15 protein-coding genes and 1 pseudogene are annotated in these 15,676 nt (G+C 76.3%); 10 read left to right on the top strand and 6 right to left on the bottom strand.

Going from position 1 to position 15,676, the window contains the following annotated elements; translation table 11 throughout:
• Positions 1–15: 15 nt before the first annotated feature.
• From ACI79U_RS02025 to ACI79U_RS02015, 3 genes and pseudogenes are all read right to left on the bottom strand, one after another.
• On the bottom strand, positions 16–309 hold the full coding sequence (locus ACI79U_RS02025; protein WP_457064572.1) for a hypothetical protein: 294 nt from the start codon (positions 307–309) through the stop codon (positions 16–18).
• Between the two features lie 145 nt (positions 310–454).
• Positions 455–1,975, bottom strand: coding sequence for a DUF222 domain-containing protein (locus ACI79U_RS02020; RefSeq protein ID WP_457064570.1), 1,521 nt, complete (start codon positions 1,973–1,975; stop codon positions 455–457).
• A gap of 62 nt (positions 1,976–2,037) precedes the next feature.
• Positions 2,038–2,717 (bottom strand): annotated as a pseudogene (locus ACI79U_RS02015) (SDR family oxidoreductase).
• Positions 2,718–2,853: 136 nt separating this feature from the next.
• On the opposite strand from ACI79U_RS02015, the gene ACI79U_RS02010 reads away from it, so the two are divergent.
• Together ACI79U_RS02010 and ACI79U_RS02005 are read left to right on the top strand one after the other, a co-directional pair.
• Positions 2,854–3,513, top strand: a complete 660-nt coding sequence (locus tag ACI79U_RS02010; RefSeq protein ID WP_457064568.1) for a hypothetical protein — start codon at positions 2,854–2,856, stop codon at positions 3,511–3,513.
• 92 nt (positions 3,514–3,605) lie between these two features.
• Positions 3,606–4,442, top strand: coding sequence for an HpcH/HpaI aldolase/citrate lyase family protein (locus ACI79U_RS02005; RefSeq protein ID WP_457064566.1), 837 nt, complete (start codon positions 3,606–3,608; stop codon positions 4,440–4,442).
• Positions 4,443–4,504: 62 nt separating this feature from the next.
• Here the strand turns inward: ACI79U_RS02005 and ACI79U_RS02000 are convergent, their stop codons facing one another.
• Positions 4,505–5,290 (bottom strand): putative protein N(5)-glutamine methyltransferase, encoded by a 786-nt coding sequence (locus ACI79U_RS02000; RefSeq protein ID WP_457064564.1) that lies wholly within the window; start codon positions 5,288–5,290, stop codon positions 4,505–4,507.
• An 82-nt stretch (positions 5,291–5,372) separates the two neighbouring features.
• On the opposite strand from ACI79U_RS02000, the gene ACI79U_RS01995 reads away from it, so the two are divergent.
• The 7 genes from ACI79U_RS01995 to ACI79U_RS01965 are packed head-to-tail and all read left to right on the top strand — an operon-like array spanning position 5,373 to position 11,351.
• Positions 5,373–6,050, top strand: coding sequence for a hypothetical protein (locus ACI79U_RS01995; protein ID WP_457064562.1), 678 nt, complete (start codon positions 5,373–5,375; stop codon positions 6,048–6,050).
• On the top strand, positions 6,047–7,066 hold the full coding sequence (locus tag ACI79U_RS01990; RefSeq protein ID WP_457064560.1) for a hypothetical protein: 1,020 nt from the start codon (positions 6,047–6,049) through the stop codon (positions 7,064–7,066). The genes ACI79U_RS01995 and ACI79U_RS01990 overlap by 4 nt, the downstream gene beginning before the upstream one ends.
• Before the next feature lie 41 nt (positions 7,067–7,107).
• Positions 7,108–7,860: a LamB/YcsF family protein gene (locus tag ACI79U_RS01985; RefSeq protein ID WP_457064558.1), complete on the top strand. Its 753-nt coding sequence runs from the start codon at positions 7,108–7,110 to the stop codon at positions 7,858–7,860.
• Positions 7,860–8,471 carry a 5-oxoprolinase subunit B family protein gene (locus ACI79U_RS01980; protein ID WP_457064556.1) on the top strand — a complete coding sequence of 204 codons (612 nt, stop codon included), beginning with the start codon at positions 7,860–7,862 and terminating at the stop codon, positions 8,469–8,471. The genes ACI79U_RS01985 and ACI79U_RS01980 overlap by 1 nt, the downstream gene beginning before the upstream one ends.
• Positions 8,468–9,325, top strand: coding sequence for a 5-oxoprolinase subunit C family protein (locus tag ACI79U_RS01975; protein ID WP_457064553.1), 858 nt, complete (start codon positions 8,468–8,470; stop codon positions 9,323–9,325). Before ACI79U_RS01980 ends, ACI79U_RS01975 begins: the two co-directional genes overlap by 4 nt.
• On the top strand, positions 9,322–10,029 hold the full coding sequence (locus ACI79U_RS01970) for a spermidine synthase (RefSeq protein WP_457064551.1): 708 nt from the start codon (positions 9,322–9,324) through the stop codon (positions 10,027–10,029). Before ACI79U_RS01975 ends, ACI79U_RS01970 begins: the two co-directional genes overlap by 4 nt.
• On the top strand, positions 10,026–11,351 hold the full coding sequence (locus tag ACI79U_RS01965) for a DUF2254 domain-containing protein (RefSeq protein ID WP_457064549.1): 1,326 nt from the start codon (positions 10,026–10,028) through the stop codon (positions 11,349–11,351). Before ACI79U_RS01970 ends, ACI79U_RS01965 begins: the two co-directional genes overlap by 4 nt.
• A gap of 28 nt (positions 11,352–11,379) precedes the next feature.
• Here the strand turns inward: ACI79U_RS01965 and ACI79U_RS01960 are convergent, their stop codons facing one another.
• The gene (locus ACI79U_RS01960) at positions 11,380–12,732 is read right to left on the bottom strand and encodes an MFS transporter (RefSeq protein ID WP_457064546.1); all 1,353 of its coding nucleotides are present in this window, start codon (positions 12,730–12,732) and stop codon (positions 11,380–11,382) included.
• A 70-nt stretch (positions 12,733–12,802) separates the two neighbouring features.
• Positions 12,803–14,110 (bottom strand): alpha-amylase family protein, encoded by a 1,308-nt coding sequence (locus ACI79U_RS01955; RefSeq protein WP_457064544.1) that lies wholly within the window; start codon positions 14,108–14,110, stop codon positions 12,803–12,805.
• Between the two features lie 99 nt (positions 14,111–14,209).
• Here ACI79U_RS01955 and ACI79U_RS01950 point away from each other — a divergent pair, with 99 nt between their 5' ends.
• Entirely contained in the window at positions 14,210–15,628 is a 1,419-nt protein-coding gene (locus ACI79U_RS01950; protein ID WP_457064542.1) for an MFS transporter, read from the top strand.
• The last annotated feature ends 48 nt before the right edge of the window (positions 15,629–15,676 follow it).

Raw genomic sequence — 15,676 nt, 5'->3', positions numbered from 1 at the left:
CAGGCGGCGGATCGGTCAGGCGGCGGAGCGGCGAGCGACGCGGGCGCCGTACCAACCGGTGAGCAGGTGGCTGCGCACCGACGCGGGCAGGGCGCCCCACCGGAGGAGAGCGGCGCGGGCAGGGAGTGCGCTGGCGGCAGCGAGCTGACCCAGTTCCAGCACGCGCTCGGGGCGCGGACAGAAGGGAGTGCGCTCGTGCAGCCCCGAGGCCAGGTGATGATCGAACGCCGCGAGGATGTCGGCCTGGTGCTCGGGGTCGAACCACTGCGGGCTCCGCGGCGAGCCCTGCGGGACATCCTGACGGATCACACTGCCCTTATCGGCACGAGCAGACCGTGCCGGGACTCGAGCGCACCACGGATCGCCGAACCACCACTCCCGCCACGCCAGTCACACCGACTGGACGGTCGGACCGCCCGCTGACCAGCACCCGCCGACCAGCTACCCCGCCGCGTCAGAACGGTGGCGGGTCGGCGGCGGTGTCGGCAGGTGGTGGTTCGGGTCCGCAGGCCGGTTCGGGGCCGTCAGGTGGTCGGGCCTCGAGTGGTTCGGGTCCGCCGGCTGGACGGAGGCCGGGTGGTCGGGTGGTGCGGGTGACCCCGGACGGGGTGGTCACGTGCAGGGTGCCGTCGGGGTCCATCTCGAATCGCCAGCCGGGGGCATGGGTCTTGAGCCGGTGATGCGACCGGCACAGGCAGCAGAGATTGGCGCAGTCGGTCGCACCGCCGCAGGAATGCGGGATGACGTGGTCGAGGTCGGCCCAGCCCACGCGTTGACCGCAGTTGGGGAACCGGCAGCGCCGGTCGCGGGTGGTGACGAAGGCACGCTGTCGCGCGGTGGGCTCGTAGCGCTCGGTCGCCGGCGGCGACCCCAGCACCGCGCATCCGCACGTCTCGTCGGGGTGCTCGGCACAGCCGCGCTTGGCCAGCCGCGCCAGCTCGGCGAGGGTGACGGTGGCCAGCAGTTCCCCGTCCGGGCCGGTGATGGCGAACGTCAGTGATCCGCCGTCCGGCGCGGTGAGGCCCAGGGCCCCGACCCGGGCGAGCAGGTCGCGCAGGTGCGCGGCGGTGATCGGCAGCCCGTTCACCTCACCCGGCGTGGCCCCGCCCTCCAAGGCCTCCAGTGCGGCGGTGATCGTCAGGTTGGCGGCCACCAGAGGCAGCCCGTTGTCGGCGGGGCGGCGGATCAACGCCGAGTGCACCAGCGTGCGCAGGTAGCCGATGGGCCGGTCGTCGCCGTCGGCCTTGAGCATCCGGGCGAGCTGGTCGAGCAGGTCATGGCACTCCGCGGCCTCATCGGCGGGCAGGTCCACGGCCAGCACCGCCCGCCCGTCCGCCGGGGACGGGTAGAGGTGTACGTCGGCGGCCTTCTCCGCCTCCGCCCGAGCTTCGTCGGCGGCGGCGGCGTCGAAGCGCAGCACGAGCTCCGCCGCCCGCTTCCCGACCTTGGTCACCGACAGGTCGGTCGCCTCCCCGAGCAGGGCGTCCTCGACGCGGCCGGCGACGTCGGCGCTGGTGTTCTTCACCGCATCGGCCAGCTCCTGGGCCCGCCGCTCGTCGAGGTCTCCGGCTTTCAGGGCGGCGAAGGTGGCGGGCAGCTTGTCCCGCCACACCACAGCGCGGGTCAACCGGATCGCCGCCGTCCCGCGGCCGACGTTGAGCACGGTGGCCAGCTCGGCGGTGAAGAACTCACTCACCTCCCCCTCGGCCGGCTGTGCGGTCCACCCCGCCCGCCGCGCACCGCGAGAGTCGGGCGGCGGATCCGCTGACGCGGGACGATCGGCAGCCAGGGCCAGGATCAGCTCCGCCTCGTACGCGGCCTCGACAGCCCGACGCTGCTGCACCCGCTGCAGCTCCGCGGCCAGCTCCTCCTCCGGCAGCCACGACACCGGCACCCGCGGAGCGACCAGGGTGGGCTCCCACACCAGGTCGATGCACAGGTCACCCGAGTGGGGGTGGGACGGCGTCTCCGGCACGACTCGAACATACGTACGGGGTACGACAGTTCTGTCCGAGGGCAGCTCCGCTGCCCGCGGACCTACAGCCCGCCGGCCACCCGCAGCACCGCACCGGTGCAGTAGGACGCCTCCGGCGAGAGCAGCCAGGCGACCGCCGGGGCGATCTCGTCGGGCCGGCCGGCCCGCCCGAGCGGCACCCGGCCGACCACCCGTGCGGGCCGGCCGGGATCGCCCGCACCGGCGTGGATGCCGGTCTCCACCAGCCCGGGCGCGACCGCGTTGACCCGCACGCCGTCGTCCGCCAGCTCCTTCGCCAGCCGACGACCAGCGCGTCCCCCCCGGCCTTCGCCGCGGCGTAGTGCACGTACTCGTGCGGCGACCCGAGGGTCGCCGCACTGGACGAGACGGCGACCATCGCGCCACCCGGCCCGCCCCGCCGCCGGGACATGACCTGGGCGGCACGCCGGGCGCAGAGCACGACACCGAGCAGGTTGACGTCCAGGACCTGCCGGACGACGTCCACCGGGGTGTCGGCCAGGTCGCCGAGGTGCGCGGTCACCCCGGCATTGGCGACCACCCCGGTGACCGGACCCAGCTCGTCGGCCGCCGCGGCGAACAGCGCGTCCACGTCGTCCGGGTCGCTCACATCGGCCCGGACGGCGACCGCCCGCGCCCCGGCCGAGCGTGCACCGGCGACCACCTGCTCGGCGCTGCGCGGGTCGGCCCGGTACCCGACGGCGACGTCGTGCCCGTCGCGCACCAGCCGGGCGACGACCGCGGCACCGATGCCGCGCCCTCCCCCGGTGACGACGGTGACCGGACGGGACGACGACTCGGCGGGGGCGCTCACGGCGGTGATCCTCGGTCCTGTCACCCCCCGACGGCAGACTCGGGGTGTGGAGACCTCCCCCGACGCCACCGCACCGGCACCGGCACCGGCACCGGCCAGTTCGCCCGAGGACGACAGCCGGCCGCACACCGTGGTCGCCCGGCTGCGCCCGCTCCTGATCGCGGTCCAGGAGGCGCTCTCCGCCGGCATCACGGTCAGCCGGCGCATCCACGCCGAGCACGGGTGGCAGCCCTCGGCCGACCGGCACCTGGACCACCAGCTGGTCCGCCGGGAGGCGATGGAGCGGCTGCGGCCCTTCGGCGCGCACCTGGACGACGGTCCGCTGAGCGGCCAGCTCGACCTGCTCGACCTGGGCACCGACAACCTCGGGCTGCCGATGAGCGGGCTGATCCTGCACACCCCCACCGACGTGCTGCGGGTGTGGCACTCCGACGACGGCGAACTCCCGGCCGCCGACACCCAGGGACTGCGCGCGTTCTACCGGCAGCGCCCCGTGCTGCAGACGCAACTGGCACTCGGCGACCCCGAGGAGGCCACCGCGCCCCGCTCGCACCTGGCGCTGCTGTGGGCCGACGGCCGGCTGCCGGGCGGCGGGTCGGGGCTGGTCCGGTTCGACCTGGTCCGCCCCCGCGGCACCATCGGCCGGCGGGTCGACGTCGACTGGCACGTCGGCCTGCTCGACCGGCTCGCCGCCCGCGCCGCCTGACCCGCCCGCCGCACCGAGCCCGGCACCGAGCCGGCGAGCCCCGTGCGGACCCCCGGCGGACCGGCGCCCGGCCGGACCCCCAGAATGGTCCGGTGCACAGAGGCAGGAACGTCGACCCAGAGATCGCCCGGTCGTGGCTGCTCGTCAACGGCGCTCGCAAGGAGCTGTTCGACGAGGCGCACGACTCCCGCGCCGACCAGATCGTCCTCGACATCGAGGACGCGGTCGACCCGGCCCGGAAGCCGGAAGCGCGCGCCGACGTCGTCGAGTGGCTCTCCGGTGGTGAGAAGCGCGCGTGGGTGCGGATCAACGACCACTCCACCCCGTTCTGGGCCGACGACGTCGCCGGGCTGGCCGGCCTGCCCGGCCTGAACGGCGTCATGCTCGCCAAGACCGAGGCGGCCGAGCACGTCACCGAGACCTTCGACCGGCTCGGCGGCAACACCCCGGTGCTCGCGCTGGTCGAGTCCGCGCTGGGCATCGAGGAGGCGGTGAACATCGCCCGTGCCCGCGGCGCCTTCCGGCTGGCCTTCGGCAGCGGCGACTACCGCCGCGACACCGGCACCAGCGCCGACGACCTGGCGATGGCCTACCCCCGCTCGCGCCTGGTCGTGGCCAGCCGGGTGGGCGGCCTGCCCGGCCCCATCGACGGCCCCACGGTGAGCACCAGCCACCCGATCCTGCGCGAGCAGTCGGCGACCACGGTCTCCCTGGGCCTCACCGGCAAGCTCTGCCTGCAGATGGACCAGCTGCCGGTGATCAACGAGGTCATCAGCCCGACGCCGTCCGACGTCGCCTGGGCCAAGGACTTCCTGGCCGACTTCGACGCCCGCGGTCAGGTCATCCGCGACGGCAGCGACCTGCCCCGGCTGGGCCGGGCCCGCAAGATCGAGAAGCTGGCCACCGCCTTCGGCGTCCAGCCCAGCTGAGCCAACCCCCTGCTGCCCCCTGCCGACGGCCCCCACCCCACCGGGTGGGGGCCGTCGGCGGGTCAGGGGCGGGTCCCGACGACGACGGTCGCGTCGAGGTCCTCGTCGTGCCGCACCGTGGGCCGCAGGCCGCCCGCCACCACCGCCGCCGCGGTCGTTGCCGCCTGCTCCTCGCTGGTCTCGATCAGCAGCGTTCCGCCCAGCGACAGCCACCCGGCGGCGCCGGCCGCGACCCGCCGGTGCACGGCCACCCCGTCCGGTCCGCCGTCCAGGGCGAGCGGCGCCTCGTGGTCCCGCGCCTCCCGCGGCATCAGCGCCACCGCGTCGGTGGGCACGTAGGGGGCGTTGACCACCAGCACGTCGACCTGGCCGCGCAGCGACCACGGCAGGGCGTCGAACAGGTCACCCTCCCCCACCCATGCGCCGAGCGGTGCCAGGTTCCGGCGGGCGCACGCGACCGCCGCGGGGTCGAGGTCGGCGGCGTACAGCCGCACCCCGCCGACGGCGACCGCCACCGCCAGCCCGACCGCGCCGGTGCCGCAGCACAGGTCGACGACGGCGCTGCCCCGCCCGGCCCGGGCCACCGCCTCGGCCGCCAGGAACTCGGTGCGCCGGCGCGGGACGAACACCCCCGGCACCACGGCCACCCGCAGACCGCAGAACCCGGCCCAGCCCAGCACCTGCTCCAGCGGCTCGCCGGCCTCCCGCCGGGTCACCAGCTGCTCCAGGTGCCCGCTCCCGTCCGCGGCCTCGACCAGCAGCGCCGCCTCGTCCTCGGCGTACACGCACCCGGCCGCCCGCAACCGCGCGACGAGCGTCGCGAACGGGGCCGGCTCAGGGGCGGTCATCAGGGCGACAGTGTGCCCGATCGCCTCCGGAGCTCCGTACGGCCCGATACCGTGCCGAGGACGACCGGAAGGGGGGCGGCGGATGGGCCAGCGGGACGCGGGATTCACGGCGTTCGCGACCGACGCCGAGGACCGGCTCCTCGGCACCGCCCTGCTGCTCACCGGCGACCGCCGGGCGGCCGGGGACCTGCTCGTCCGGGCGCTGGCCGGCACCCGCCACCGATGGCACCGGCTCCCCGGCCCGGCGGAGGCGCTGGCGCACACCCGGGCGTCGCTGGTCCGCGCCGCCCTGGAGCAGCCGGGGCCGGCCGACCCGGTGGTGGTCCCGGCCGGCGGGGAAGACGACCTCCCCGAGGCCGACCGCGTCTGGCTGCGGGCGCTCGCCGACCTGGCGCCACACCCCCGCGCGGTGGTGGTGCTCCGCCTGCACGAGCGGCTGGACGAGGCCGCCGTCGCCGCACTGCTCGGCTGCTCCCCCACCGACGTCGCCGAGGAGCTCACCGCGGCGCTGGGCGCCCTCGCCCCGCTGCTCACCACCGAGCCGGACACCCCGGCACGACCGGAACCGGTCGCCCCGGCGACCAGCCCGCCGGCGGCGGAGCCCGACCCCGACCCCGACGCCATCTACCGCCCCACCGGTGCCCTGCCCGCGCCCCGGCCCACGCCCGAGCCCGCACCGGAGCCGGTCCGGGTGCCGAGGCCGGCGGTCCGCCCGGTCGACGACGACGACCCGGACGCGATCTACCGGCGGCCGGCGTGACCGCCCCGGTCGAGCAGGCGGTCGCCGCCCGGCTGGCGGAGCTCGCCGCCCGGGCCGAGCCGCCGGACGGGGTGAGCACCGCGACGCGGGCGCTCGACCTGGTCCGGTCCCGCCGCCGCCGGGCCGCCGCATGGGTCGCCGGCGGGCTGGCGGTCGTCGCGCTGGCCACGGGGGTCTCGGTGACGGGCACGACGACGGCCGAGGCCCCCGTCGCCACGCGGCCGGCCCGGAGCCCCGTCCCCGAACTGCCACCGCCGGACCTGTACGAGGTGCCGGTGCGCGGCTCGCTCGCCGACGACGAGGACTTCCTGGCCGCTGTCGCCGCGCTCGACTGGACCTACCCGCCCACGGCGGAGTTCGCGGTGTCCGACTGGAGCGAGCCCGAGCTGGACGCGAGCACGCGGCGAGTGGTCTACGCCGCCGACGTCCCCGGCGGGCACCGGTGGGCCGTCGTGATCGGCCGGTCCGGCTGGCAGTGGTACTGGGCGTGGTTCACCGGGCCGCGCGGGGCCGCCGCCGAGGAGATGACACTCCAGGTCGGCTCGATGCAGTTCGCCGGCCAGGACCGGCTGGCGCTGATGGACGTCTCCGCGGAGACCGGTCCCCTGGTCGTGCTCGCCGAACCCGGCGTGGCGGCCGAGTACTCCCCCAGCCTGGACCGGGCGCCGGACGGGGAGCTGGTCCGCGACTTCGACCCGCTGCCGGTCGTCGACGGCGTGCCCCTCGACGTGGTGCGCACGCCCATCGTCTGGAGCGCCGGCCAGGTGCGGCTGGCCGACGGCGGGCCGCCCGTCTTCCCGATGCCGGCCGGTCAGCACCCCGCGTGGCCGGCCCGCCCGTCCGGACCCGTGGACTATGCGGCCGCCGCCCCGTGCCTGGAGCAGCTCGGCTTCACCGTCGAGCTCGAGGGCGCCGGCCTGAGCATGGGCGAGGCCGAGCGCCCGGAGATGAGCAGCGTGGAGGAGGCCGCACGGGAGGAGCAGGTCGCCGCCTGCTTCCGCGCCGCGCAGCGCTGACCGGCTCCGCACGCCGGCACCGCGTGCGGCAGGCTCGCCCCGTGGACCTCAACTCCGACCTCGGTGAGGGCTTCGGCCAGTGGACGCTGGGCGACGACGACGCGCTGCTCGGCATCGTCACCAGCGCGAACGTCGCCTGCGGCTTCCACGCCGGTGACCCGCTGATCATGCAGCGGGTGTGCGTAAGCGCGGTGCGCAGCGGCGTGGCGATCGGCGCCCAGGTCGGCTACCGGGACCTGGCCGGCTTCGGCCGGCGGTTCATCGACGTCGAGCCCGAGGCGCTCACCGCCGACGTCGTCTACCAGATCGGCGCGCTGGAGGGCTTCGCCCGGATCGCCGGCGACCGGGTGCGCTACGTCAAGCCGCACGGCGCGCTCTACAACGCGATCGTGCACCACGAGGAGCAGGCCGCCGCGGTGGTCGCCGCCGTCGTCGCGCACGACCGGACGCTGCCGGTGCTGGGCCTGCCCGGCTCGGCGTGGCTGCGGCTGGCGGCCGAGGCCGGCCTGACCGTGGTGCCCGAGGCGTTCGCCGACCGTGCGTACACCCCGGCGGGCGCGCTGGTCTCCCGCCGGCTGCCCGGCGCGGTGCTGCACGACCCGGCCGAGATCGCCGCCCGGTGCGTGGCGATGGCCACCGGCGAGCCGATCCGGGACGTCGACGGCGGCGCGCTCACCCTGCGCCCCGGCTCGATCTGCGTGCACGGCGACACCCCCGGCGCGGTGGAGATCGCCCGCTCGGTCCGCGCCGCGCTCACCGCGGCCGGCGTCGAGCTGTCCGCGTTCGCCCGCTGATGCGCCTGCTCCCCAGCGGCAGCACCGGCCTGCTCGCCGAGGTCGCCACCCTCGACGACGTCCTCGCCCTGTACGCCGCGCTCCGCGCCGACCCGCCGCCGGGCGTGGTGGACGTCGTCCCGGCCGCCCGCACGGTGCTGCTGGTCACCGACCCGGCGGTGACCACCCTGGCCGCGGTCGCCGAGGCGGTCCGGACCACGAGCCCGCGGCGGGACGCGCACGCCGCCGGGGAGGTCGTCGAGCTGCCGGTGCACTACGACGGCACCGACCTGGCCGGGTGCGCCGAGCTGCTCGGCACCTCCCCCGAGGTCCTGGTGGCCCGGCACACCGCCGCGGACTGGACCGTGGCGTTCTGCGGCTTCGCCCCGGGCTTCGGCTACCTGGTCCAGCCGGGGGCGACCTGGGACGTGCCGCGCCGGGCCGCCCCGCGCACCCGGGTGCCCCCGGGCTCGGTGGCGCTGGCCGGGGAGTTCAGCGGTGTCTACCCGCGCGAGTCGCCGGGCGGGTGGCAGCTGATCGGCCGCACCGACGTCGCCGTCTTCGACCCCGACCGGGAGCCGGCCGCACTGCTCCGGCCGGGCACCCGGGTGCGATTCGTGAGCGCGCCATGACCCGCGCGCTCACCGTGCTGGCGACCGGACCGCTCACCACCGTGCAGGACGAGGGCCGGCCCGGGCAGGCGGCGCTCGGCGTCGGCCGCTCGGGCGCCTGCGACCGCACGTCCGCCCGGCTGGCCAACCGGCTCGTCGGCAACCCGCGGGACGCGGCGGTGCTGGAGGTGACCGCCGGCGGGCTCGCCGTCCGGGCCGACGCCGACCTGTTGGTGGTCACCACCGGCGCCCGCTGTCCCGGAGCACCGCACGCCGCACCGACCCTGCTGCGCACCGGCACCGAGCTGCGGCTGGGTCACCCGGTGAGCGGGCTGCGCACCTACCTCGCCGTCCGGGGCGGGATCGACGTCGCCCCGGTGCTGGGCTCGCGGGCCACCGACCTGCTCTCCGGCCTCGGCCCCGCGCCACTGGCCGCCGGCGACGTGCTGCCGGTCGGCCGCACACCGCTGCCCCCGCCCGGCGTCGACCTGGCGCCGGTGCCCGACCCCCCGGACGGCGAGGTGCCGGTCACCGTGCTGCCCGGGCCGCGGGCCGACTGGTTCGGCGACCCCGGCTGGGCCGCGCTCACCGCGCAGTCCTGGGCGGTGACCAGCGAGAGCAACCGGATCGGGCTCCGGCTGGACGGCGCTCCCCTGACCCGGCTGCGGGCCGGCGAGCTGCCCAGCGAGGGGATGCTGCGCGGCGCGCTGCAGGTGCCGCCGTCGGGCCGGCCGGTGCTCTTCCTCGCCGACGCCCCGGTGACCGGCGGCTACCCGGTGATCGGCTACGTCACCGACGCCGACGTCGACCGCTGCGCCCAGCTCCGACCCGGGCAGCACCTGCGGTTCCGCCCTGTCGCACACTCGGCCCCGTGATCGACGCGGACGTGCGGGAACTGGGCCGGGTGAGCGGCCCGCAGGGCGAGGTGGTGCTGCGCCGGCGCACCGCCGAGGACGGCACCGGGCACCTGGAGCTGATCGTGGACGGCGTCTTCGCGATGGACGACGTCGACACCTCCACCGAGCGGGCCCTGGCCACCGAGGCGCTGGCCCGCTGCGCCGGCACCGAGCTGCGGGTGCTGGTCGGCGGCCTCGGGCTGGGCTGGACGGCGGCCACCGCGCTGGCCGACCCGCGGGTGACGCTGGTCGACGTCGCCGAGCTGCAGCCGGCGCTGGTCGGCTGGGCCGGCGACGGGCTGCTCCCCGCGCTGCCCGCCGACGCCCTGACCGCCGACCCCCGGCTGCGGCTGCACACCGCCGACGTCGCCGCGCACCTGGCCGACCACCCGGGGACGTACGACGCGGTGCTGCTCGACGTCGACAACGGCCCGGCCTTCCTGGTGCACCAGAGGAACGCCGGCCTGTACGAGGCGCCCGGGCTCACCCGCGCGCTGGGCGCCCTGCGGCCCGGTGGGGTGCTGGCCGTCTGGGCGAGCGACCCGGTGTCCGAGCTCGCCGAGCGGCTGCGCCGTCTTCCCGAGGCCGTCGCCGTCGAGCACCTGGTGCTGCCGGTGGAGCGCGACGGCCGGCGCTTCGACTACGCCATCGCGGTCGCCCGCCGCGCCGGGAGCCGGCCGTGAACGGCGGCCGCAGCGCGGAGAGCTCCCGGTCCCCGCTCTGGCTGTGGCCGACCGTGACCGGGGTGGCCGCCGCGGGGGCGGCGTTCGGGCTCACCATGATCCGCCCGACCGGCGGCTGGCTCACCCGGCTGTGGCCGGGCGACCAGGACGCCGTCGCCACGCTGTTCCAGGTGGTGACCACCGCGGTGGTCACCATCACGACCCTGACGTTCAGCCTCACCGTGGTGGCCCTGCAGCTGGCCAGCCAGCAGTTCTCCCCCCGCCTGCTCCGCGAGGTCACCCGCGACCGGATCTCCAAGGCCGTGCTCTCGGTGCTCACCGCGGCGTTCGTCTACAGCCTCGTGGCGATCCGCCAGCTGAACAGCTCCTCACCGGTGCCGGTGGTCAGCGCGCTGGTCGCACTGCTGCTGGGGATCGCCGCCTTCGCCGCCGGGCTGACCTTCATCTCGCACATGACCCGGCTGCTGCGGGTGGACACCCTGATGCTGAAGGTGCACGACGAGACCAGGACGGCGATCGCGGAGTTCTACCCCGACTACGACGAGCCGCTCGACGACCCGGATCAGCTGCACCTGGACCACGCCACCGGGCAGCTGATCGCCGCCACGGCCAGCGGGTACGTGCGCACCGTCGACGTGGACCGGCTGGTCGCGGCGGCCCGGGAGCACGACGCGGTGGTCCGGGTCGAGACCCGCCCCGGCGACCACGTGGTGCGGCGGACCCCGGTGGCGACCGTCTGGATCCGCGCCGGCGGCACCGTGCCCGGGACGCTCGCCGACGAGGTGCTGGCCGCGATCGAGCTGGGATACGAGCGCACCCTGGACCAGGACGCCGGGTTCGGGTTCCGCCAGCTGGCGGACATCGCGGTCAAGGCGATCTCCCCCGCCGTCAACGACCCGGTCACCGCGGCGACGGCGCTGGGCCACATGGGCGACCTGCTGTCCCGGGTCGTCGGGTGCCACCTCGGCCCGAGCGTGCACCGGGACGCGGACGGCGTCGGCCGGGCGGTCGTCCCCGACCGGGACCTGCGCTACTACCTGGAGCTGTGCGGCGGCCAGCTGCGCCGCTACGGCGGGACCGAGCCGTCGGTGCTGACCTCGCTGCTGCAGATGCTGCGCGACGTCGCCGTGTCGTGCCGGGACGACGACCAGCGCGCGGAGATCGCCCGGGCGGCGGACAACGCCGTGGCCCAGCTGCCCGAGCAGGGGGCCGAGGACGACGTGGCGGCGGTGCGGGACATGCGCCGCCGGGTCGACCTGGCGCTGGCCGGGGACACGGTCGCCGCCTATGCGGACCGGGCCGGGGAGACCCGCTCCATCTGAGCCGGGTCCGGCGGCCGGCCGGCAGCGCTCAGTCGTCGGCCGGCGGCGGGTAGGCCGACCGGCCGCGCAGACGTGCGCCGACCGCGATGTGCAGCGGGGCGATGATGATGCCGTCGCGGGCCAGCCGGGCGCGCAGCGCCTTGCGGTGCCGCAGCACACCCACCAGGCCGACCGCCCAGAACACGTACTGCACCGAGAAGGCGGCGCGGAACGCGTCCCGGCTGTAGTCGGTGCTGCCGCCGGGGGTGAGCAGGTCCAGCACCGCGCCGATGGCCAGGATGGTGAGCAGCGAGGCGACGAACCCGCCCACGTTGACCACCCCGCTGGCGCTGCCCGCCCGCTCGACCGGGTTCTCGGTGCGCGCGTAGTCGAAGCCGATCATCGAGCCCGGGCCGTTGGTGCCCAGCACCAGGACCAGGACGACGAGCAGCCACAGCGGCGCCCGCCCCGGCCAGAGCAGCACGACGGTCCAGGTGACTGCGGTGGCGCCGAGGATGCCGAACACCAGCACCGAGCGGCGCATCGGCCAGCGGCCCACCAGCCGGCCCAGGAAGGGGCCGAAGCCCATGCCGATCAGCACCAGCAGGGTGAGCAGGGTCGCCGCCGTCCCCGGGCTCAGCCCCTCCCCCACGGTGAGGAACGGGAACCCCCACAGCAGCGCGAACACCGTGCCGGAGAACTGGGTGACCAGGTGGGTGTACATCCCGATCTGGGTCCCCGGCTCCCGCCAGGTGGCCACCAGGTTGGCCCGCACCTGCCCCGGCCCGGCCGGGGTGGGCACCGGGGTGCCGGGCGGGGCGTCGGAGAGCGCGACCAGCACCAGCACCGCGGCGAGCACCCCCACCGCCGAGGCGCCGAGGAACGTGGCCGGCCAGGAGGTGTCGCGCAGCAGCGCGACCAGCGGGTAGGCGGCGACGATCTGGCCGATCTGCCCGAGGATGCCGGTCAGCTGGGTGATCACCGGGACGGTGCGGCCGGTGAACCACAGCTGCACCACCCGCAGCACGCTGATGAAGGTCATCGCGTCGCCGGCGCCGACCAGCACCCGGGCGGCGACGGCGGTCGGCACGTCGGTGGCCAGCGCGAGCACGGCCTGCCCGGCCGACATCGTCAGCGCGCCGGCCACGATCATCGCCCGGGAACCGAACCGGTCCAGCGCCACGCCCACCGGCACCTGCAGGCCGGCGTAGACCGCCAGCTGCAGCACCAGGAACAGCGAGATCGCCGAGGCGCCGGCGTCGAACCGCTCCTGCGCCTGCACGCCGGCCACGCCGAGCGACCCGCGGTGGAAGATCGCCACCGCGTAGGCGAACAGCCCCACGCCCCAGACCAGGTAGGCCCGCCTCGGGGTGCGGGCGGCCGGGGCGGGGGCAGTGGTCACGTCCGAGAACGACACCACACCGGCGCCCGGCGTTCCAGCCCGCCGCGGTGAGATGCCCCACCGGGGTCCTTCACCGGCCGGCGAGGACCGCCCAGCCGTGCGGCTCGAGCCGGACGGCGTCCCGCTGGACCTGTCCGGCGCCGGCCAGCAGCGCACCGGCGCCCGGCGCGGGCACGACCGCGGCGGTGTCGGCGAGGTTGAGGGCCACCACGAGGCGTTCGCCGTCGGCGCTGCTGGCGTAGCTCAGCTGCCGGTTCTCCCGGTGCAGCACCTCGGTCCGCGCGGCGTGCAGCCAGCGGTGCCGGCGGCGCAGCCCGATCAGGTCCTGGTGCAGCCGGTGGGTGGGCTCCCCGAAGGGGGCCAGCTCCGCGGGGGTCGCCGGGAACGGCGGGCGGACGGCGTCGTCGCCCCCGGCGCGGTCCTCCTTCACCCCGGTGAAGGCCTGCTCGTCGCCGGCGTAGACCGACGGCGTCCCGCCGACGGTGAACAGCACCACCAGCGCGTGCGCCAGGTGCCGGGGGTCGGTGAGCCGGCTGGCGATCCGGGTGACGTCGTGGTTGCCGACGAACGTCAGCGGCACGAACGACCGCAGGAACTCGTCGTGCCGGCCCAGCGCGTGCGCGAGCTCGTGCAGGTTGGCGTCGTTGAGCGAGCTCCAGATCGCCTTCCACAGCTCGTACTGGGTCACCGAGTCCATCCCGGACCCGTGCACGATCCCGGCGTAGTCCCCGTGGATGACCTCGCCGACGAACCAGGCGTCCGGGTGGGTCTCCCGGACGCGGGGCAGCACCCCGGCCCAGAACGACGGCGGGACGGCGTAGGCGGCGTCCAGCCGCCAGCCGTCGGCGCCGCGGTCCAGCCAGCGCGTCATCGCCCCGGCGACCAGGTCGGCGACGGCCGGGGCGGAGTGGTCCAGGGCGACCAGCTGACCGTGGCCCTCGAAGGTGTCGTACTCGGGCTCCGCGTCCGGCCCGTCCGGCCAGCGCAGCCGGAACATGCCGGCGGTCGGCGCGTCGGGCCCCTGCTCCAGCACCGCCCGGAACGCGGGGTGCCCGCGGCCCACGTGGTTGAAGACGCCGTCCAGCAGCACCCGCAGACCACGGTCGCGGCAGGCGGCGACCAGCGCGTCGAAGTCGGCGTCGTCGCCCAGCCGCGGGTCGATCCGCAGGTGGTCCTCGGTGTCGTAGCCGTGCGTGCCGCTGGCGAACACCGGCCCCAGGGCCAGCCCGTTCACCCCGAGCTCGACGGCGTAGTCCAGCCAGTCGACCAGCCGCGGCAGCCGGTGCCGGACGGCGTCGTCGCCCCGCTCCTGCTCCGCCCCCACGAAGCCCAGCGGGTAGACGTGCCACCACACCGCGTCCTGCACCCAGCCGGGCATGCACCCACCTCCTCGTCCCGGCCCACGCTACGGCGGGGCCCTCCGCTGGCCGGAACCCCCTCGCCCGCCTGCCGCCACCCGCGGTTAGCGTGCAGTTCCGTGAGCCAACCAGCTGCCCGCACCAGCCCGGCCGCCGCGGGCAGCGCTCCCCCGGCCCTGGTCCCGGTGCTCATCTACCTGGCCATGCTGGTCGCGGTGATCAGCAGCCTGGGTGCGCCGCTGATCCCGGCGATCGCCGAGGCCAACGACGTCCCGGTCACCAGCGCGCAGTGGGCGCTGACGGTGACCCTGGTGGTCGGCGCGGTCGCCAGCCCGGTGATCGGGCGGCTGGGCGACGGCCGGCACCGCCGCACCGTGGTGCTGGTCGTGCTCAGCCTGGTGGTGCTCGGCAGCGTGCTCGCCGCCCTGCCGCTGGGGTTGGGCTGGCTGGTCGCCGGGCGCGCGCTGCAGGGCTTCGGGCTGGCCGTCACCCCGCTGGCGATCGCGACCGCCCGGTCCGCGCTGCCCCCGGACCGGGCCCGCTCCACCGCGGCCGCGCTGTCGGTGACGGTCGCCGCGGGCCTCGGCCTCGGCTACCCGCTGACCGGCCTGATCGCGGAGCTGGGTGGCGTGCACGCGGCGTTCTGGTTCGGCGCCGCCGCCAGCGCGATCGCCCTCGCGGCGGCCGCGGTGGTCTACCCGCGCGCACCGGAGACCGCCGCCCGCCGCCTCGACCTGCTCGGCGCCGTCCTGCTGGGGGTCGGCCTGACCGCCGGGCTGCTCGCGCTCGGTGAGGGCGAGCACTGGGGCTGGACCTCACCCGCCGTCCTCGGGCTCATCGGGCTGTCGCTGGCCACCCTGGCCGGCTGGGCGGTGTGGCAGCTGCACGCCGACGCCCCGCTGGTCGACCTGCGGCTGGCCCGCGGGCGCACCGCCGCCACCGCCCACGTCGGCGCCCTGCTCATCGGGCTGGCCAACTACCTGCTGCTCTCCTCGGTGCCACGGCTGGCGCAGACCCCGGAGTCCACCGGCTACGGGTTCGGTTCCTCGATCGTCGTCGCCGGGCTGATCCTGCTGCCCTTCTCGGTGGCGAGCTTCGCCGCCGGGTGGGTCGCCCGGCCGCTGGACCGGCTGGTCGGCGCCCGCTGGGTGCTGCCGATCGGCGCGCTGGTGCTCGCCGTCGGCGAGCTGCTCGTCGGCTTCGCCCGCACCGACCTCTGGCAGCTGTTCCTGGCCATGGCCGTCGCCGGACTGGGCGTGGGGACGACGTTCGCCGCACTGCCCGGGCTCGTGGTCACCGCCGTGCCCGCCGGGGAGACCGGCAGCGCGATGGGGCTGAACCAGGTGCTCCGCTACATCGGCTTCGCCATCGGCAGCGCGCTCAGCGCGACCGTGCTGGAGGTGGCCACCCCCGCCGGCAGCGCCTACCCCACCACCGGCGGCTACACCGGCATCGCACTGATCGGCTGCGGCGCCTGCCTGCTGCTCGTCGTGCTGACCTTCGCGCTCGGCCGGCGCGCCCCCGCGCCCGCCGGCTGACGGTCGGTCCTCCCCGCGGGGTGGTCAGCGCGGGAAGTACAGCCACTG

This window comes from Modestobacter sp. SYSU DS0904 (genome assembly GCF_054051115.1).
This window is presented reverse-complemented; position numbering and strand designations above follow the sequence as displayed.